The 20,381-nt window shown below is 42.0% G+C and carries 19 protein-coding genes; 9 read left to right on the plus strand and 10 right to left on the minus strand.

Annotated features, from left to right (window positions below; genetic code table 11):
* Positions 1-387 precede the first annotated feature (387 nt).
* The gene (locus BM100_RS03220) at positions 388-882 is read left to right on the plus strand and encodes a TIGR00645 family protein (RefSeq protein ID WP_092507904.1); all 495 of its coding nucleotides are present in this window, start codon (positions 388-390) and stop codon (positions 880-882) included.
* Positions 883-935: 53 nt separating this feature from the next.
* Here the strand turns inward: BM100_RS03220 and BM100_RS03225 are convergent, their stop codons facing one another.
* From BM100_RS03225 to BM100_RS03245, 5 genes are all read right to left on the minus strand, one after another.
* Complete coding sequence (locus BM100_RS03225; RefSeq protein WP_092507906.1) at positions 936-1,421, minus strand: tellurium resistance protein TerW; 486 nt, start codon at positions 1,419-1,421, stop codon at positions 936-938.
* Between the two features lie 186 nt (positions 1,422-1,607).
* Entirely contained in the window at positions 1,608-2,522 is a 915-nt protein-coding gene (locus BM100_RS03230) for an HpcH/HpaI aldolase/citrate lyase family protein (protein ID WP_092507908.1), read from the minus strand.
* Positions 2,522-3,601 carry a cysteine protease StiP family protein gene (locus tag BM100_RS03235; RefSeq protein WP_092507910.1) on the minus strand — a complete coding sequence of 360 codons (1,080 nt, stop codon included), beginning with the start codon at positions 3,599-3,601 and terminating at the stop codon, positions 2,522-2,524. Before BM100_RS03235 ends, BM100_RS03230 begins: the two co-directional genes overlap by 1 nt.
* Complete coding sequence (locus tag BM100_RS03240; protein ID WP_092507912.1) at positions 3,594-4,397, minus strand: HAD family hydrolase; 804 nt, start codon at positions 4,395-4,397, stop codon at positions 3,594-3,596. Before BM100_RS03240 ends, BM100_RS03235 begins: the two co-directional genes overlap by 8 nt.
* Positions 4,390-5,559 (minus strand): phosphoribosyltransferase domain-containing protein, encoded by a 1,170-nt coding sequence (locus BM100_RS03245; protein WP_175494902.1) that lies wholly within the window; start codon positions 5,557-5,559, stop codon positions 4,390-4,392. Before BM100_RS03245 ends, BM100_RS03240 begins: the two co-directional genes overlap by 8 nt.
* 423 nt (positions 5,560-5,982) lie before the next feature.
* Here BM100_RS03245 and BM100_RS03250 point away from each other — a divergent pair, with 423 nt between their 5' ends.
* The 5 genes from BM100_RS03250 (at position 5,983) to BM100_RS03270 (ending at position 9,973) form a co-directional block, all read left to right on the plus strand.
* Positions 5,983-6,570, plus strand: a complete 588-nt coding sequence (locus BM100_RS03250; protein WP_092507914.1) for a TerD family protein — start codon at positions 5,983-5,985, stop codon at positions 6,568-6,570.
* Positions 6,570-7,733 carry a TerD family protein gene (locus tag BM100_RS03255; protein WP_092507916.1) on the plus strand — a complete coding sequence of 388 codons (1,164 nt, stop codon included), beginning with the start codon at positions 6,570-6,572 and terminating at the stop codon, positions 7,731-7,733. The genes BM100_RS03250 and BM100_RS03255 overlap by 1 nt, the downstream gene beginning before the upstream one ends.
* A 79-nt stretch (positions 7,734-7,812) precedes the next feature.
* Positions 7,813-8,268, plus strand: a complete 456-nt coding sequence (locus BM100_RS03260) for a tellurite resistance TerB family protein (protein ID WP_092507918.1) — start codon at positions 7,813-7,815, stop codon at positions 8,266-8,268.
* A gap of 30 nt (positions 8,269-8,298) precedes the next feature.
* Positions 8,299-9,327 carry a TerC/Alx family metal homeostasis membrane protein gene (locus BM100_RS03265; protein ID WP_092507920.1) on the plus strand — a complete coding sequence of 343 codons (1,029 nt, stop codon included), beginning with the start codon at positions 8,299-8,301 and terminating at the stop codon, positions 9,325-9,327.
* A 67-nt stretch (positions 9,328-9,394) separates the two neighbouring features.
* Complete coding sequence (locus BM100_RS03270) at positions 9,395-9,973, plus strand: TerD family protein (protein ID WP_092507922.1); 579 nt, start codon at positions 9,395-9,397, stop codon at positions 9,971-9,973.
* Between the two features lie 464 nt (positions 9,974-10,437).
* Here BM100_RS03270 and BM100_RS03275 read toward each other — a convergent pair whose 3' ends face one another.
* Positions 10,438-11,049, minus strand: coding sequence for a tyrosine-type DNA invertase (locus tag BM100_RS03275; RefSeq protein WP_092507924.1), 612 nt, complete (start codon positions 11,047-11,049; stop codon positions 10,438-10,440).
* An 800-nt stretch (positions 11,050-11,849) separates the two neighbouring features.
* On the minus strand, positions 11,850-13,256 hold the full coding sequence (gene tnaA, locus BM100_RS03280) for a tryptophanase (RefSeq protein WP_092507926.1): 1,407 nt from the start codon (positions 13,254-13,256) through the stop codon (positions 11,850-11,852).
* 850 nt (positions 13,257-14,106) lie between these two features.
* Between tnaA and BM100_RS03285 the strand changes: the two genes are divergently transcribed.
* Positions 14,107-14,457: a type I addiction module toxin, SymE family gene (locus tag BM100_RS03285; protein ID WP_092507928.1), complete on the plus strand. Its 351-nt coding sequence runs from the start codon at positions 14,107-14,109 to the stop codon at positions 14,455-14,457.
* Positions 14,458-14,800: 343 nt separating this feature from the next.
* Here BM100_RS03285 and BM100_RS03290 read toward each other — a convergent pair whose 3' ends face one another.
* The 3 genes from BM100_RS03290 to BM100_RS03300 all read right to left on the minus strand — a co-directional run bounded on the left by BM100_RS03290 (position 14,801) and on the right by BM100_RS03300 (position 17,801).
* Positions 14,801-15,547, minus strand: a complete 747-nt coding sequence (locus BM100_RS03290) for an SDR family oxidoreductase (RefSeq protein ID WP_175494903.1) — start codon at positions 15,545-15,547, stop codon at positions 14,801-14,803.
* 34 nt (positions 15,548-15,581) lie between these two features.
* Positions 15,582-16,550 (minus strand): 5-bromo-4-chloroindolyl phosphate hydrolysis family protein, encoded by a 969-nt coding sequence (locus BM100_RS03295; protein WP_092507932.1) that lies wholly within the window; start codon positions 16,548-16,550, stop codon positions 15,582-15,584.
* 147 nt (positions 16,551-16,697) lie between these two features.
* On the minus strand, positions 16,698-17,801 hold the full coding sequence (locus BM100_RS03300; protein WP_092507934.1) for a toxic anion resistance protein: 1,104 nt from the start codon (positions 17,799-17,801) through the stop codon (positions 16,698-16,700).
* Between the two features lie 360 nt (positions 17,802-18,161).
* Between BM100_RS03300 and BM100_RS03305 the strand changes: the two genes are divergently transcribed.
* Together BM100_RS03305 and BM100_RS03310 are read left to right on the plus strand one after the other, a co-directional pair.
* Positions 18,162-18,491, plus strand: a complete 330-nt coding sequence (locus tag BM100_RS03305; protein ID WP_244590588.1) for a DUF3761 domain-containing protein — start codon at positions 18,162-18,164, stop codon at positions 18,489-18,491.
* Positions 18,492-19,352: 861 nt separating this feature from the next.
* Positions 19,353-20,129, plus strand: a complete 777-nt coding sequence (locus tag BM100_RS03310) for a protein bax (RefSeq protein WP_092507938.1) — start codon at positions 19,353-19,355, stop codon at positions 20,127-20,129.
* Positions 20,130-20,381: the final 252 nt, after the last annotated feature.

Raw genomic sequence — 20,381 nt, forward strand, 5'->3', positions numbered from 1 at the left:
TTACAAATTTCTGTGTTTTTTTAATGTACAGGCGGGTTGAAACCATCAAGGCGATGGCTCATTGAGTAATAAGGACAGATTGGAGGGAAATGCTGCTTGTTAAATGTCCATCAAAAAGCAAGCTGAATCAAAACCATCCCTTTTACCATTTAAATACACCACAAAATTACACATATTGTTAACATTTATCGTTATAAATTTTAAACATTGTGAAACAAGTTATGTTTTATCTAATAAATAGTGTCGTGATTTTTATGCTTCGATGTAATGGCATTTACTAATTCGAGTGAGTTACGTTGTTGATGACACCAACAACGATATGTATTTCATAGCTGTCACACTATTGATCTATAATATTGTCCCTTTTGTAATAAGCTCAAAAACATCATGGAACGCTTTCTAGAAAATATTATGTATTCCTCTCGCTGGCTGCTAGCACCTGTGTATTTCGGCCTATCGCTGACGCTACTCGCTCTGGCGATTAAATTCTTTCAGGAGATTCTGCATGTCCTGCCGCATATTTTTTCTATTGCGGAATCCGAACTGATCCTGACACTTCTTTCACTGATTGATATGACTTTGGTCGGTGGATTGTTGGTCATGGTGATGTTCTCTGGATATGAAAACTTTGTTTCAAGTCTGGATATCCATGAACATAAAGAAAAGTTAAGCTGGCTGGGGAAAATGGATGCCACTTCACTTAAGAATAAAGTTGCGGCTTCGATTGTTGCCATTTCCTCTATTCACTTGCTGCGCATTTTTATGGACGCCAAAAATGTGCCGGACAATAAACTGATGTGGTATGTCATTATTCACCTCACCTTCGTTTTGTCCGCATTTGTGATGGGATACCTTGATAAACTTACGCGTAATAGCCATTAAGCAAGCTAACAAGCTGCTTCGCCCCAGTGCCAGTTATTTCCTATCGACTGGCATTATGGGCTTTTCCGCTTAAGTGATGAGTTATTCATTGTCTCTTGCATCAAGTTATCAATAAATTTATCCACCATCATTTCTACGATTTCACTTCTGGTTGTCTCAAGCCGGTTGGACAAGCCATCAATTTTCCTGATCACTGACATTCTCAAGGAGAGGGAAATGGATTTTTTCTTTTCTTTATCAAGAAAGACATGACTGGCGGTTTCTTCTGCCCCAAGGCTGAGATGCTGGGCAAGGAGCTCTTCGATGCGTTTTACATCCTTTCTGGTCAGCATTCCTTTCTCAACCAACTGATAAGTGTTTCCAATTTTACTAAACCGGATATCAGCGCAGTATAAATCTCTTAATTCCCGCAATGCACGTGTTAACGTCGGCTCCGAGCAATCTAGCTCTTGAACGATTTTAACCTTGCTGACGGGTTTGCCATGTGAAAGTAATAAAGTTAATTTAAAATTTCTAAATTGTTTGGGACTGAGCAACATTTTTTTATTACCAAGTGAGGGGCATTCAATAAATAGCCCCTACCATTAACTACGAAAATAATTTCAGCATAGCTTCTATCGCAACTAAATCAATATTAAAACAGATTAAAAGCCTTATAGCTCTCACTATATTGCCAGAATATATACCCAGACTGTGGAAGGTGACGGATATATCAGCTTTCGATTTTATGCCGCTTCTGGTTCAATGCCAGAATGTTCAGCACGTTCAAGGATATTTTTCGCCCAACGTTGATGGGTTGCAGGTTCGCACATGGCTCCCTGAGACTTGAACACCGCGTGTTGCGCACTGAGAATACTCAACGCATCGGCATAATCGCGGGCGCTCACCATAAGCGCTCTCTGGATATACCCAATTTGCTTTGGGTGTATGGCTGTTTTTCCCACTAAACCGTGGGCCATATCCAATGTCAGCTCTTTTTCCAATAGATTCAAATCATCAATATGTTCGCAAACCGGAGCAGTCAGGGCAAAATCTCTTGCAGCAAAGACCACGACCAACATTTTAATGACATACCCCATTGGCCCATCGTAAAGGGTGAAGGAACGAGAACGCCGCAGGGACATCACATTCATGAGGTCATTGCCACCGATACGAAGGGCGATGACCCGCTCGTGACAAGGATGTGCTTTGAGCGTGTCAGCGAGCTGATTCATTTTCTGGACGTCAAAAACATCTTCTGTTTCCAATGTTGGCATGATACAAAGATGTGTTGAACCAATAACTTCCCACCAATCAGGCAACGAAGCCTGAGTAAATTTAGGCAAAACCAACCCATCAATGGCATTCAGGTTCACATTGGCGGCCAAATAGCGCCCCATGATCTCGTTGCGTGGTCGAATAAAAATCAATGGCTTGTTGCAAGAAGAATAGTTACCGGTTTCCGCCAATCTTTGCAGGGTATGGCTGAGATTATTGATGGCAGCAGGAATATCTTGCTCATTAACGGCATCCTCCAGACAAATAACCAGAGAGCGAAGCCCAGGAATTTTATTTTCCAGCACAATCTCCGCAATGTCTTGCCGGGTTGCCGGCATATACAGGGTTGCACCAAGTTGATGTGGGGAAGGAATCGATCTCATCACGCTACCTTCTTGATGATAGTCACGGCACGATATTGACCAATCAGATCACCAACTTCCGTAATCACAACATTTTTTTGGCGAGCCAAATGGACTAACAGTGCAACATCGGGATCAGCCTGAGAACGCACAAGGACATGCTCTGGTACACGCCGCAATACCGCGCGAGTTGCCTCCGCAATACCCGGTTTGATTCGGTTGGTATTGTCAATTTGATACTTTTCGGTAAGGTTGGAAATGACTGTCTTGCTCAATTGCAATAAAGAATGCTTTTCTTCCGGCCGCCAGATGGCTTCCGGTATGGTATCCAGCGCCAAGCGATCACGGCAATCGGCAACCGTATCCACCAGCAAGCGGCTGCATTCATAGGCGATCAAATGATCACATTGCACACAACCATGCAGGCCGCTCTCTTGCCAGATTGAACGAGATATCAAACCAGAGACCGGCGCCCCCATAATGCCAAACGGGATCAGCCAGTCATCATCACTGGCGGCCAGCCATGAGCAGCCGCAAGGATCTGCCAGCACCACCAAGCGCGGAATGCCCGAATAACCGGCTCTCCCGGCCAAGGAACGCGACAATTCTGCCGTAATTGCCCCTTTGCCTGTCCAGCCATCGACAAATACCAGCCCATCTGTGCCATGTTGCTGTTCAATATATGACAAGGCTGTTTCATCAATGCCGCGGTCACGAATGATACTGATGCCATAATGAAAAGAGTGCTTGCCCATTTTCCGCAATGTCTGGTGCAGCATCACTCCCAAAGGAACCCCCGCCCTGACCAAACTGACCAACACAATCGGCGTATCGCCAAAACGTGATACCAGTGCCTTGGCAAGCATTACGACTTCCGTCGCCAACCTGACCGCCCCTTGCTCAAGCGATTTTTTAAACAGCTCAAGGTGATAAGGCGTAGGTTCCGGTTCCTGACTCAACATATCTGAATAATGGCGGCTACCGGACTGGATCAACTGCTCCTTGACATCCACTGGCGTCATTTCAATTTTCACAGGCTTTAGCAAGAATTGAACATCATCAGCGGCATAACTGCCAGAGAAAGGCGGATAGCTATTCATTGTTTACAGCTCCAAATAAAGCGGTCATTAAGGTATCAGCAAACTGGCTTTGTTGGGGCATCCCGAACCAATCGCACAGTTGCATAAAGCGGTGATCACTCAAACTATCCCCCAAGCCAATGACGGGAAAAACTCCTCTTTCCGCACGAAGCCTGTGCAAAAGGTGATGGGCGGCCAATCCCTTGTCAACACACTTTGGCAGTAAGGTAAGGTTATTGCTGTTTTTATGGATATAAAAATTTTGCTGGATGCGAGGATCTTGATGAAGGCTCATTTTTTTCATCAAAGCGTCAGCCAGCGCATTGAGTTCATGCGACCTGTCACAATCGCGATGTTTAATAATCAAAAAAACGGGGACATCCCCATACTCACAATCGAGACGTACCCAAGCATTTATGCCGTACTCTGTAATTAACTGGCGGCTCAAGCACTCCAATTCCTGCAACTGATCCCGAAATGGCATCAGCTCCCGCAGCATGTGGGATTGCCAACCTTCATCAATCGCCCCTTCCGGTGTCAGTAATACCGAACCATGCGAGGCAATGCGCCAAGAGCTGAAAGGCATCTGTACCCGGCTGAGCTGTTCCGTATTTCTGGCAGTGACAGGAATAACTTCCGCATGAGCCAGCAGCCAATCAACCAGCATGGATTGTTTTGCGGTCATAAAGCTATGGGGAGATAATTGCCGATCCACCGCCCCGACACGAAAAGACGATACATCCGATATGTCTTCCATTTTGCGGCGTGACTGGAACAACGTATCATCCAAGTCAGTCAAAAAAACAGGCTTAACCATAGGCCACGATCTCGACAACCGGGGAAACACAGGAAAGCTGCTCCATTAATGCAGGATCAACAGACATGCCCGGGGTTTCAAGGCAGAGCAGTATGCGGTCAAATTTCTGATGCGCAACATTGTAGAGAAAATTCGGTATACCCAGCCCGTAATTATCGGTAAATGCCATCACTGACTGGATAGCATGACCACACGAGATGGGGGAGCGGGTTGTTGAACCGAACATCACTGATGCCCCTTCACGTTCGAGTCGTTCCGCGAGCAAAAACGGCTGCCAGACAAACTCGCTGGAGCCGAGTACCAACACCTTTTCACCCGCTTTGGCCTGGATCTCGGTGCCGATATCACATTGGATTTCATCCAACCCCAAGCGACCCCAATTCTGGCGGCCAATGATATTCACCTCTCCGCGTGCAGTGACATTGACATCAGGCATCACCGGAGCAAGGGAAGAAATATCAGCTTCCCACCGCCAGTTTCCTTCAACCAAGGAAACCGCCGAAACCGGTAACGGGCTGCGTTTCACAACTGAGTCGCCACTCCAATCGGTTAATGTAACTGTGACGATCTTTTCAATATACTTAAGCCCTGAATTGCGCAACGCTTCCAGCAGATTGAGGAAAGTATTTCCGGTAGTGGCTTCATCATCGATCAACACCAGAGTGCGGGCTTCCATTACGCGTTGGCGCAACGGCTCTTCTGCCGGCCAGTAAATGAGATGATCTGTTGCATGACTGTGGTTTTCCTTAAATTCACACAATAAATCACCGTCAACGGGATGACGGGTGGACGTCAAAAATACCGGGGCATCCACTTTGTCTTTTGTTTCCTGAAATACGCCAGCCGCCAGCCCGACCGCCGTTTCTGCCATGCCGATGTACAAAACAGGGCCAGAAAGATTTGTCGGGAAGCGCTCGGATAGTTGCTGATAAACCGCACGCATGGTCGCTGGGCTGACAGGAATATGCCTGCCCAGCACTTTACTGACAAACAAAAACGCTCTTTTGGGATTGCGTCGCTCAGCCACATCAAACAGCGTTTCCAAAGATGCATTGCCGCGGGATGCCGTTACCGTCAGAGTTCCGCAGCTCAATTTTTTTTGATAAACCATGCTTTGATAAGCCTGCTTTAGAGAAACATCGGTATCATTCAATGCTGTCATGATGAAGCCTTTGAGGAAAATTTAAGTTGATTTGGCATACCTGATAAAACCAGTGACCATTTTTCCATAAAACAAATTTAGCTATCCAAGCAGAAACAATTGTTAAATTGCCAAGAATCAACTTGGTGATATTTAACATTTATCATCAAATTGGTGGATTACTCATCGCAGTCTAGAGTTGATAATAAGTTCATGTCAATCATATTATGATTTTTTAGTGCAAAATTTGTTTGACTTTTACCACCAGAAAAGAAATTATAAAAAATGAAGCCAGATTTTTTCCTATTCAATCAGTTACTGTAAATACATGCTGTTTATGGGAATCATAATATGACAAATCAAGGCTATCTATTTGTCATATTATGATTTTTTAATATGTGAAATTACCGTGATTCACCGACAAACAGAATAGAGGTGTCATTAATGGTTTCGTTGAGTAAAAATCAGTCAGTTTCGCTTGCCAAACAGAGCGCTTCGCTGGCTAAAGTAGATTTCGGTCTGGGATGGGATCCCGTGACCAAAAAGAAAGGTTTTCTTGCCAGTTTATTCGGCGGTGGCAATGATGAGATTGATTTGGATGCAAGCTGCATTCTGCTCGATAAATCAGGTAATGCCATCGATATAATATGGTTTGGTCAATTACAGTCAAAATGTGGCGCCGTACAGCACACCGGCGATAACCTGACGGGTGAAGGCGATGGAGATGATGAAGTTATCCGCGTTAATTTGCTCAAACTGCCTGTCCATGTCGAATATCTGGCTTTCACCGTTAATAGTTTCCGCGGGCAAACCTTCAATGATGTTGAAAATGCTTTCTGCCGTGTCGTCGATCAAAGCGGTGAAGAGCTGGCGCGCTATCAACTGAATGAACAAGGTGCCCACACTGGCATCATCATCTCTTCCCTGCGCCGTAATGCAGGCCAGTGGGACTTCACGGCACATGGCGCTCCTTGCCTTGGCCGTACGATTGAATCAATGCTTCCGCAGATAGTTGAAACGGTGGTGCGCTGATGAATCTGACACCCGGAGGAAATGCGCCTGTTTCCAACCAGACACTCACCGTGCGGGTTTTATCAGGCTCTGCTGTTGATGTCTCGGCTTTCCGCCTGTATGCAGATGGGAAAGTTAAGGGTGATCCCGACATGGTGTTCTACGGTCAACCCGTCAATGATGACAACACGATTCGTCTGGCTGGCGGCAATATCAATACCTCGTTTTTCGTCAACTTGCCCGCATTGAGCCAAGATGTGCAGAAAGTGGCATTCACCGCAACCTGTGATGGCAACCAGACTATCTCCAGCCTGCGTAGCCTTTCCATTCGGGTTGAGCTGAACAGTAATGTCATTTTGCAAGGCAATGTTGAAATTCAGGGGCGTTCAGAAGCGGCCTTAATCCTCGGTGAACTGTATCGCCGCAATGGAGAATGGAAATTCCGCTTTATTGCACAGGGCTTCAACGGTGGCCTTAAGCCTCTGGCAGAGCATTTTGGCATGGACATCCTTGATGATGCGCCAGCCCCCGGTTCAACACCCGCACCAGAACCGGCACCCAGCAGCATTAATTTGAGTAAGGTTTCTCTGACTAAAGAAAAGCCTATCATCAGCTTGAGTAAACGCGATAACTTCGGTGAAATCCGCGTTAATTTGAACTGGAATCAAACCTCTTCCGCCTCCAAGGGCTTATTTCAGAACGTGTTTGGTTCAAGCGCCAATAAAGGCGTGGATCTGGATCTCGGGGCATTTGTTCGTCTGCAAGATGGCAGCCGCGACGTCATACAGGCGTTGGGGAATAGCTTCGGCGATTACCGCTACGAGCCTTACGTAAAGTTGCAGGGTGACGATCGCACCGGCAGTGTCAGTGACGGTGAATGGCTCCACATCAATGGCCTTGAGTGGAAAAATATCCGTGAAGTTTTGATTTTCGCCTTTATCTACGAAGGGGTACCTAGCTGGGACAAAACCGATGCTATCGTCACCCTCCATGTCCCTGAACAACCTCCGATTGAAACACGTCTGACAGAAGGCCAGAACAATCGTGGAATGTGTGCTGTTGCCCGTCTTATCAACGAAAATGGCACCATCAAAGTGGAACGCATCAATCAATACTTCAAGGGGCATAAAGATATGGATGAAGCGTTTGGCTGGGGCTTTAGCTGGACATCCGCCAGTAAATAATCCCTGTTTTGGCACAGGGTTTACGCGTTCACGTTTTACGCAATCAGTTTTTGCATCACAAATTTAAACGGAGGGGCTTATGTCCTTTTTAAACAAAATCAAATCAGCGCTCAATGCAGGGCGTGAAGAACTAAGCAACCAAGTGGGCCGTTTCAAAAACAGAAAGTTCATGGAAGGAACGGTTGCAGTATGCGCACATGTAGCAATGGCAAGCGATGGTGTCAGCTCAGATGAAAAACAAAAAATGATCGGGTTCATCAAAAGCTCCCCTGAATTGAAAGTATTCGATACCACCGAAATAATCGAATTTTTCAACAAACTGGTGAGCAGCTACGAATTTGATGCTGACATTGGCAAAGGTGAAGCCATGAAATTCATCATGGCACTGAAACAGCAGCCAGAAGCGGCGCAGCTTGCTTTACGTGTAGGGATCGCAGTTGCCAAGAGTGATGGTGACTTTGATAACAACGAAAAGAATGCTGCCCGGGAAATTTGCACAGCCCTTGGCTTTGCTCCGGCTGATTTCGAACTGTAATCGCAGATAATTATTTAAGAGGCTTACTTCATGGTATCCACGCACATTGGTTTTCCGATGGAAACCGTTGCTGTATTCATTATTCTGTCGGTTGGTGCGCTCTTTATCGACCTCTTTATGCATCGTCATGATAAGCCGATTTCGCTGCGCAGTGCCGCTCTCTGGTCTATTTTCTGGATCGCGATTGCCTTTGTTTTCGCCGGCTTCCTGTATGTACATCACGGCGCGGAAGCAGCCAGTCTGTTTGTAACAGGCTACGCACTGGAAAAAGTCCTTTCCGTCGATAACCTGTTTGTCATCATGGCAATCTTCTCCTGGTTCGCCGTTCCAGATCGCTATCGCCACCGGATCCTGTATTGGGGGATCATCGGTGCAATCGTCTTCCGAGGTATTTTTGTTGCTATCGGGACAAGTTTGCTGGCACTGGGGCCGTGGGTTGAAATCGTGTTTGCCGTTATCGTTGGCTGGACAGCGGTCATGATGTTGAAAAGCGGTGATGACGATGATGAAATCGAAGACTATTCGCAACATATAGCATACCGGATGGTGAAGCGCTTCTTCCCAATCTGGCCGAAACTGCGCGGGCATGCTTTTATGCTCAATCAAAAAGAAGTGGATGCAGAACTGGCTAAACCGGAAAACGCGGATGTGAAAGTAGGTCGTGCAGGTAAAGCGGCTCTTTATGCCACACCATTGATGCTGTGTCTGGCCGTGATTGAACTGTCTGATGTGATGTTTGCCTTTGACTCTGTACCTGCGGTTATTGCCGTCAGCCGGGAGCCTTTGATTGTATACAGCGCCATGATGTTCGCTATTTTGGGCCTGCGTACACTCTATTTCGTGCTCGAAGCGTTGAAAAAATATCTGGTACATTTAGAAAAAGCAGTCATTGCCTTGCTGTTCTTTATTGCCATCAAACTGGGCCTCAACGCCTCTGAACACATATTCCACCACGGCTATTCGATTTCGGCGACAACCAGCCTGCTTGTGGTGATTGGGGTACTGGCAGCGGGTATACTTGCCAGCTTGTTGTTCCCGCAAAAAGAAAACGCAAGCTAAATCCGGTAAATTAAACCCATACCCAACAGACAACGGGTATCTAAACGTAATAAATGAGGAAATAACAATGGGTGTATCTCTTTCTAAAGGCGGTAACGTTTCTCTGAGTAAAGAAGCGCCAACCATGAAAAATGTTCTGATCGGTCTCGGCTGGGATGCCCGCGCGACTGACGGACAGGATTTCGACCTTGACGCATCAGCTTTCCTGTTGGCAGCAAACGGCAAAGTGCGCGGTGACTCTGATTTTATTTTCTACAACAATCTGAAATCGGCTGACGGTTCCATCATGCACACTGGTGACAACCGCACTGGTGAAGGAGATGGCGATGATGAATCACTGAAAATCAAACTGGATCAGATCCCGGCAGACATCGACAAAGTAGTTTTCGTGGTCACTATCCATGACGCGCAAACCCGTCGCCAGAGCTTCGGCCAAGTTTCCGGTGCCTTCATCCGTCTGGTTAACGACGACACCCAAGTTGAAGTTGCTCGCTATGACCTGACAGAAGATGCATCAACCGAAACGGCCATGCTGTTCGGCGAACTCTATCGTCACAACACCGAATGGAAATTCCGTGCCGTAGGCCAAGGCTACGCGGGTGGTCTGGCTTCTGTTTGTGCGCAATATGGAATTAACGCTGCGTAATTCTGGCGTTGTTCAATATAGTCGTTCAATATAAAAATTTCGGTGTGAAAATTTAACAAGTTAATATTGCACACCGAAATTAAAAGCCCTGTCTAGAAAAATAAACAGGGCTTTTTTTTATATAAAGGAATAAAGCGTAAGAAAAGTTCTCTCAATCAAATGAGATTTTTAATATGGCGTGGCCTGAATATTGGATTGGAGTAACATTGTCAAATATTTTTCAACATATTATTGAACGCCAATCATTTAGCTCATCACCAAGCTCGAAAATTAATTTATTGTTACGGGAATGTTTTCTGGTATTTTTACAGGCATGTTTATTGATATAGTTGCTGGAATGATAACTCCATCATATTAATATTATTTCATGGCCTCATTCAGAATACTAATTCTGATATCAAAATGATAAAACCCAGGTTACATTAGCGTTAAATAAAATATGATATTTGTTTTATCTTTATTGTTTAATCTATTCTGGTTAGCAAATTGGCTTGAGATGCAATTCCTTTTCGCTTCCCTCTTCCTCGCCAAATACCATCAAAACGCCCTGCATTGCTCGCAGTATATCTGACGGTATGACGAATATTACGGTGCCCCAAATAGTCTTGAATCAATCGCGTATCAACACCATTATCCGCTAACGCATAACCACAAGAATGGCGTAACATATGTGGGTTAGCAGAAACCGCAATTTCGGCTTTAATGCTTGTATTTCGAATAATTTTATAGAATTGCTGACGTGACAAAGGCTCCCCGGTGCGAGAAATAAACAACCATTCACTTTTACCAAATTTTTCAAATTTCTTACGTACAGATAACCACTTACGCAAAATCTGAATTTCCCGTGAAACCATGGGATGAATAGTGGAAAATCCATTTTTTAAACGGTTGACGCTCAAGCTGCGGTCACGCAAATCAACATCAGACATACGTAGCCCCAGCAATTCAGAAACGCGAAAGCCATGGAGAAATCCCATAAAAAGCATACAAATATTACGCTCTGAATTAGCCCCTTTTCCTAATTCAGCTAATAGCTGTTCAATTTCAGATTGAGTTAAATATTTACGTTTTAACATAATGCGTTTCTCGCTACGGCCATTGTTTCACTGATCTTTAAAATAAAGCTATTCATAAATAAAAGAATCAAATAATTAATCATAGGCTCAATAAATATATATTAATAGACCAATACAGTCCCAAAACTATCAATAGCCATTTAAAACATAATAGAAAGCCATTAACTTACCTTTTATTTATTCAGAAATTGTATTGATTTTTCCTTTTTAAAAAATAAATGGACAAAAGAAAATTTAATATAAACTTCAACTATCATTTGCACTTAAATCATTTTATTTAATTATTAATACAACCATCTTCATGACGAATAATGCAACAGATAAATTAATCAAGCAATATTTTTTTAATCATTCAGAGCAAATGAAAGATAACATTTCAATTTATTACCCTAATTTACTCTAAATTTGTAAAATAAAGTTCTTTAAAATAAAGAAATTAATCGCTGTTAAACAGTCAATCTATTCAACACGGCAGCATAGAATTTTCATATTATTTAATCACTGCATTTATTAAATAATATAAATTAAAATCACCAAACCATATATTTTATATATATGACTTTATGTTCCTGTGATATTTAATTCCGCTATATGTTGTTAGCATTAATTATGCTATACACAATGGATTTCAAGTTGCATCGCGGCGGTAAGTGAGAGCATCCTCGGGAGCATAGATAACCGTATGTTTATAAAAACGGTGGACAGGGTGAACAAGCGCTGCCAACAAAGAGGCAGCTTGAAAGACGAAGTGTATATTTATAAAAATAATAAGCATGGAACAAAGATGACCACTTTTATTATCACACCTCTCCAATCGGTTTTAACTTCGCCGTAAAATGGCGTAACACGGGAGGTTCGTGAGTAAACGTTAACCCCTTAATATCAGCCACGCGTTGTTTTAACGAAATAAATGCATCAACAACATAATCCATATGGTCGTTAGTATAAACACGACGGGGGATTGTTAACCGCATCAATTCCATCGGCGACTTTTTCTGTTCACCGGTTTCTGGGTCACGCCCCAATAGCAAAGAACCAATTTCCACACTCCGGATACCTGCTTCCAGATATAATTCATTGTTCAGCGCATGAGCGGGAAATTGATCGCTGGGAATATGGGGCAAAAACAATTTAGCATCAACAAAAACAGCGTGGCCACCGATCGGGTACTGAACGGGGATCCCCGCTTTTCTTAACTGCTCCCCTAAGTAAGTGACTTGATTAATGCGGTAAGACAGAAAGTCCTCATCCATTCCTTCTTCAAGGCCTATCGCCATTGCTTCCATATCACGTCCGGCAAGTCCTCCATAAGTTACAAACCCTTCCATCGGAATACAACGAATACGCACTTCATTAAATAGATCTTCATCATCACGGAAACAGCAAAGACCGCCGATATTCACCATAGGATCTTTTTTCGCTGACATCGTCAGCATATCGCCATATTGATACATCTCTTTAACAATCTCTTTAATGGATTTATTTTCGTAACCTTTTTCCCTTTGCTTAATAAACCAAGCATTTTCACAAAAGCGAGCGGAATCAATCACCACCGGAATATCATGTTGCTTTGCTATTTCATAGACTGATTTCATGTTGGCAAGGGAAACTGGCTGTCCTCCCGTGCTATTGCAAGTCACTGTCGCAATAATGGCAACCACATTATCTGCGCCATATTTTTCAATGGCTTGTTTCAGTGCTTCAATATCAAAATTGCCTTTCCAGTCATAATAGCTGCTTGTATCAAAGGCTTTATCAGTGACGACATTAATAGCCTTGGCACCATTTAACTCCACATGAGCCATTGTCGTATCAAAATGGAAATTGGAAATAAAGACAGGGGCATTCGCTCCCCCCCTCAATTTTTTGCGGGCGATCAGCGCGGGAAACAAAATCTGCTCTGCACCACGCCCTTGATGAGTGGGAATAGTATATTGGTAACCAATCAGTTCCTTAACTTTATCGACTAAATGATAATAGTTACGAGAACCAGCATAAGACTCATCACCCATCATCATCCCTGCCCATTGGTGATTACTCATCGCCCCCGTTCCTGAGTCAGTCAATAGATCAATGTAAACCATATCAGAAGGCAGCATAAATGGGTTATACCCTGCCATTTTCAAGGCAACTTCACGCTCAGCGCGATTTGTCATCCGGATGTTTTCTACCATTTTGATGCGAAAAGGTTCTGGAATGCGTTTCATTTAGATGTACCTATTTAAAAAGAAAACAGCAATTAATGTATTGAATCGTAAGTGAAGTTACCTGGTAATTAACCTAAGTAATGTAAAACTAATACTGACAAATAAAAAAATATGGTGAATTATTTTTATGGAGGTCAAGATAAAATGGCTAGGCAGGAGAAGGGATCAATATCCAATAGGAAAACTTAAGGTTTTCATAAAAGAATTTTTTGTATAGAAGAAAACCAGCATTCATACTTTAGTCCATACAATATTCATTAATAATGGTCGTACTTATATATTAGAACACTTATAAAATAGTACAATATTTCTGTCTGTTTGGATTTTATGCCCATGATAATAAACATGGGAAAATAATTTAATCCACATAAAATCAACGTATAATAAAACATACCTCATATAGAAGATAACAATTATAAATGATAACGGCATAATTATAATTGAGGGTTTTATAAAATTTAAAAACCCTATAATTACGATGAAAAATAAAAACTATAAACATGAGTATTTATAAGGGCATTGATATTTATAGCATGGTTAATGGATATAGAATGATTGGTGGATATAGGAAGGTTATAAATATAAGAGGCTTGATGAATATAGCGTGATTGGTAGATATGATTTTGACAAAACATTTTAGAATGGATAAATATCCAGTGATTTTTTGCGAGTCACTTCGCAAAGAGTAACATTATCGATAGCATCTCAGGCAACTAAACGCTAGGGTAAGAGCCGATCATTAATCGATGAGTGCGATACAGATGAAAACACGTATGAATTCGCGGTGCAGTGCGGGCGAAGTGCTGATAAAGTATCGCTGTATACCCAAATAATCACAAGGAACGTACAAATGAGCCTTCATGTTGTATTTCGCCATGCTGACATTGATATCCCAGAATTAATCATTAATGGCAGTGCACTCAGCGATGCTGGATTTACCGCGAACGAGTTATTTCATATTTCTCAGTTTTCCAATGGCATCATTATTTCGTTGGTTGACCCCAATGCAGATCTGGTCAATTTGATCAATGAAGTTGAAGATAATCCATACGAAGGGATCGACAGCATTCGTGAAAATGGTGATTTCTATATTGCAGGGGATTGGTTAACACTCAGCAATTTAATAGAACAACCTATCAACATTGAGATCGAACCTGGAAAGATTATCCTTAAACCGAAATTGGTAGAAATGCTGGCTTAAAACTATTATCAATTTAGAATGATTGTTTATTTAAAGCCCATATCTGTTTCAAGCGATTATCATCTTAAAGCAATTATCGATTAACTCGATTGGTTATCTAAAAAACACCCATTAATAAGCCGAAAAAATCATCAAGAAAATTTTCGGCTTATATCCCGTGCTTTTTACATTTCAATATTTGGCAATATATACGCAATTAACTTTAAATTGCAGGGAGCAACTTATGTTCTCCCCGCGTCGCGGGGAGAACATAAATGCATCTTGAAGTACGACGGGTATTATACACAATGGAGACGAAATGTATCACACAGAGCCACTCAACCACGACAGAGAGATTGATGAGCTATTTTCCTCCCGCCAAATCAATAAAATTGCCCGTCACATACGATGCTTCATCCGAGAGCAGCCACGCAATGGCCTGGGCCACTTCTTCCGGTTGCCCACCCCGCTTCATGGGCAAAGAATCTTTGACTCTATCAACTCGCCCCGGCTCTCCGCCATCAGCATGCATTTCGGTATAAATGAGCCCGGGACGAACAGCATTCACCCTGATCCCTTGTGAAGCAACCTCTAGTGCCAGCCCGGTTGTCATCGAATCAACAGCCCCTTTTGATGCCGCATAATCAATATATTCATGGGGAGCGCCCAACCTGGAAGCAGCGGATGACACATTGACTATTCCTCCTCCCTGCCCGCCATGACGAAAAGCCATCCTTTTGACCGCTTCACGGGCACAGAGAAAAGCCCCTGTAACATTGGTTGCTAAAATGCTATTTATCCTTTCTGCCGTCAGGTGTTCAATGGTCGTTTGCTGTTTCAAGATTCCAGCGTTATTCACCAGCCCCGAAATGTAACCCAACTCTTTTTCTGTCTGCTCGAATAACGCTATAACCTGTTTCTCATCCGCTATATCCACTTGAACAGCCATTGCCAATTGCCCAAGAGCCCGTAGCATATCGACAACTTCATAAGCTTGCTCTTTGCGGTGCTGATAACCAATACAAACATGATGCCCCTGCTTTGCTAAGCAAAGTGCCGTAGCCTTGCCAATACCACGGGAACCACCTGTAACGATTGTCACTTTTTGCACAATAGCTTCTCCCCATTTTAGGTTATTTTTCAGATTACTTTTTCACATCAAATCCTTGAGATTGCACTAATTGGCTCATCGATTTCAAATCAGCCATTAAATCATCAATATTGTTGTCCAATAAATTCTGATGCATTTCGCTGAATGCCTCGCCCATCTCTTGCAAACCCTGAATCGTCAATAGCTTGGCTTCCTGAAATTGCGGGCTGTTGGCTTGATGGAGATTCAGTGATGCCAAAGATTCCAGGGCATTTTTAATCATCGGTAAATAGCGATTCAGAAATGCAGTGCCCGGTTGGATATCCCTTTCATCTTCTTTCATGCTGTTAATGATGGCACGGGTTTTTTCTTCAATTTTTTTCAGGTAAGGCCAGACATCCTGAGGTACCGCGGGCTGGTATGCCATAATCAATGCCAACTGCTGAGTGTATTGGCTAAAGGCTGGCGGAGCCTTGTCCGTTTCAACAGGTGCTTTAGCTTTAGGCGGCTCTGCCACGTTATCATTCTTGCTCATTTTTCTTCCATCCATATAGAACAAAAAAGCAACTGCCACGACATACGCAAAGCTAAACCACAACGGAATTAATTTTGAATCATGGATCATCCAATTCGCAATCATGAGGCCGGATATCACCAGCAAAAATAACCTTCCTTTCGTTAATATCTTTTTCTTGGCTTTAATCAGCAATACTGCAAATCCAGCAAATAGAAGATAGGCAGGTAAGGCATTTGCAACTCCACACAGTGTTAGCATGATGGCAAAATGCCACACGTTACTCGAATATTTTTCACGGCGAGGGGCGAAAAGGGCCATAATTCCCAAATAGCCGGAAATAGATATTAATCCACTTATGTCATTTTGAACTGTTAACGGAGCGTCACTTAAAGGCCCCCATTTGAAGTGAGTAAAAAACTGACTAATTACACCGCCTGCGAATAATCCGATGAAATGGAATAACAGGCGTAAAAAAAATGCTTTTATTTTATCCACAATAGAACTCATTCCATTATATACCTATCATCATTCGGGCTAGCCCCGAACGATGATGGATATAAGTAACATAATAAGTGGAGCTTACGGGCACATCCTACAAAGTAGGAAATAGATAGAAAGTAGAATGTGCCTGACATGAAAATATGCTGTATCGGGTTATTGATATTTCGTTATTGCGGCACTTAAGCGCTGACGCAGGTTTTCTTCCATACCCGCCAATTCCACTTCAACTTGGGCACGCTTAGCTTTTGCATCAGAAGCAATGCGCATGGTGTCTTCAACCGTATTGATCAGGCGTTCTTGTACATCGCGCAACGTTTCTACATCAATAATCGAGCGTTCCACTTCTGTCGCGGTTGCGATGCTATTTTGTTGCAGTATTTCCGCATTTCTGCGCAGCAGTTCATTCGTTGTGTCGCTGACTTCTTTCTGCAATTTAGCGGCCTTGCCCTGAGCGTCCAACGACATTTGCAATACCAACTGGCTTTTCCAGATAGGTAAAGTAGTCATGATGCTGCTCTGGATTTTTTCTACGAGCTGCTGGTTATTACTCTGCACAATACGAATTTGTGGCGCGGTTTGGATTGCCACGGTTTTTGACAATTCCAAATCATGAATACGACGTTCAAAACGAGTGATATTTTCCATCAAATCTTTCACGCCCTGAGCATCCATCATGTCTTTGGACATTTCGGCTTTCATGCGCAGTTCAGGCAAAAGTTCGTTTTTCACCTGCTCCAGCTTCAACTTACCGGCCTCAACATACAGTGCAATATCACGGTAGAAGTTAAGGTTGCGGGCATAAAGTTGCTCAAGGACATTGATATCACGTACCAAAGTAGTCATTGACCGATCAAGGTGACCACTGATGGTATCCACTTGTTGTGTCAGTGTTTTTCTGTCAATGTTGACCCGTTCTACTTTCTTGAACAGGCCACCAATCAGCGGAAGTTTACGCAAGAAGCCGCTGGCTTTCTCTTCTTCAGTCAGCACCCCGTTTTCGCGTACAAACATCACCAGATCTGACAGTTTTTTGCCTACTTCCCCGGCATCTTTTGAACGAACATTTTCCAGCAGGGAATCAGCAAAACGAGCAATTTCCCCCATTGGTTTGGCACCGTAGCTAATTACGGCTGTCGGCTTAAAAATATCAATTTTTTCAACCAACGCATTCACCTTTTCCTGATCAACCCGTTCAGATAATTGCGTTGTACTAGATTGACGTTCAAATGATGGTATAGGCATGGTTTCCGTATTCATGGGGTAATCCTGTTGTAAAATGGGTATAACAATATGGAAAATAAAAAATATTATACGGTTTTCACTGGTTATTTAAAACACATTCATTCCTGAGCCATCGTGCTCCAATTCCTCAATTGAACGTCCTTTTTATTTGATTTTATTTGATTTTATTTGCGTATTTCATCATGTAAAGGCGGGGATAAATTCACAGAGTTAAATATAATAACTTATCAATAAAAAAGTTTAATTAATTAAAAATAAACACTTTTAAAAACATAAATATTTTCTATGTGAAATTTGCAATCATATCATTCAAAACTATACTCCAAACTGCAAGAGTAGATTTCGGGTTTTAAGTACTCTAACCAGAGGATATAAATGATGAAAAGCTTGAAGTTATCAGTTGCAGCATTACTGGTGTTGTTTTCAAGTGCAACACTTGCAGCGCCTGCGGTATCAACCTCAGCCGAAGCAGCCTCAAAAACCGCAACGGCAGTAGAACACAATGTTAAGTCCGCCAAGAATAAAGTTAATTCGCTAGAGAAGAAAGTAACCAAAAAAGCAAGTAGCCACAAGGCAGCAAAAAAGAAAAATAAATCAGTAAAAAAAGGAGCTAATACAGCTCTTTGTAAAGACGGGTCTTATAGCAAGAGTAAATCTCATAAAGGAGCCTGCGCTCGCCACGGCGGTGTATCGAAGTGGTTGTAAAATAGTGTTAAATACATCATATACAATTAGGGAGCCAAAGCTCCCTAATTCTTTTGTGCCTGCGACTTTCACACCGCGATTTGAAATCCATTGGCTCGGTAATTTGAATCACATTTCTTAATCAAACAATCAGAATCAAAAACCTTATCAATAATGAATATTACTCTATATTTTTTATACCACGATAATATTCTTAATAAGAATTTCACTTACAATATTCTTGACACATTTTAGTTCACAATATTTATTGTGTCCGCATTATTTCTATTATTCATATTTCCATTTATTGAAAATTTCCATTAAATTTCGTTTAAAAAAAATAATGTACCTGCCATTATACAAGTTTTCTCCATCCTCCATTTTCTTGTTTGTACAAGCTAATAACTTAAAGAATAAAACAAACATTACATAAAATGTATGATTAATCCCATTTCATTGCACTTATCAAGGTAAAAAACCAGAAACCAATCAGAAAAAATGATAATTAAAATTAAGCAATTGCCTGATTCACAATAACAGAAAGAAACAGATAGGAATGCATTGTGCACAAGCTTAGATAAAAACAAAAATATTCATTCTTTATCAATGAATTAAATTAATTATATTCACATAAATATACTAAATTAAATGCAAGAAATTAGGTTTAATATAAAATAAAAATCACTGTAAACCAGATAAAATCATAATAACAATTACACTAATTTACTGTAAAAGATAAAAAATATAGATATTTGTCAGTAGGGTTATAACATTCGTTACAGAAACGAATTTTATGAATAGCGAATATCAGTAGCCATATTTGATTTGCTCTGCTAATATTCGTTTGTTTTTTATCCAGAGTAATAAAACGAGGAGAAGCAAATGCCCTCTCGAACGATGATGAGGACAACTGCGGTCTTCGCTTTCTTTATCTCATTAGTTTTTATCGGTCCGAGCCATGCCTCGACCAGTACCTCGAAAATGCAAGAGTATTCTCACAATGGCATTCAGAAAAACTTGCCTGATTTGCGAAAATACCCTTCAGGTACACCCCGGAAGAAAGCGTTTTTAAATCTTGTTGTCCCTGTAGTAGATCAGCATAATAAAAAAATTATGCAAGACCGCAAATGGCTCCTGTCACGCCAGAAAACACATAACTGGCCTGCACAAGATGTCAATCGATTAAAAAAGATCTGCATGGATTACAAAATGACCTGCAATTCACCAAAACAGGTCAATTGGAACAGGCTGTTAAGCCGGGTTGACATTATACCAACCCACTTTGTCATCACTCAGGCAGCAGCAGAATCAGGCTGGGGCACGTCAGAGCTTGCCCAGAAAAACAATAACTTGTTTGGGATGCGTTGCGCTTCATGCGGCAAGGGCAAAGGAAAAGTCAAAGGCTATTCTGTTTATCGCTCCATCGATGATTCAGTCGTTGCCTATATCAAAAACCTGAATACGCATCGTGCCTATGAATCACTACGTTCTTCACGTGCGAAACAGAGAACAACGCAAAAGCCACTGAATACCAGTAAGCTTATCGATAACCTGAACGGTTATTCGGAATTGGGCGCTGACTATAATCGCTATTTGCATCGGGTATTTAATGGCAATAAGAACCTGATCTCACAGGTACAGGAATTCGCGCTCCAATAATAGTAGTAGATTAATGTTCCAAAAATAATCTCTTCAAGGAATGTGTTAAGGACAACATGCTAATAATGATTGTTTAATGCACAATCATTATTAGTCAAAAAGGATATAGATTTCCCTGTGCAACAATTCCTCAATCTCCCCCAAGAATCCACTTTATGTTAATTCCAGAGTGGATTCTTTTTTTTATAATCTCTTCCTATATTAGCTATTGTAACCATAGACAAATTCCATACTATAATAAGCCTCAGAATT

This window comes from Xenorhabdus mauleonii (assembly GCF_900113945.1).
GTDB lineage: Bacteria > Pseudomonadota > Gammaproteobacteria > Enterobacterales > Enterobacteriaceae > Xenorhabdus > Xenorhabdus mauleonii.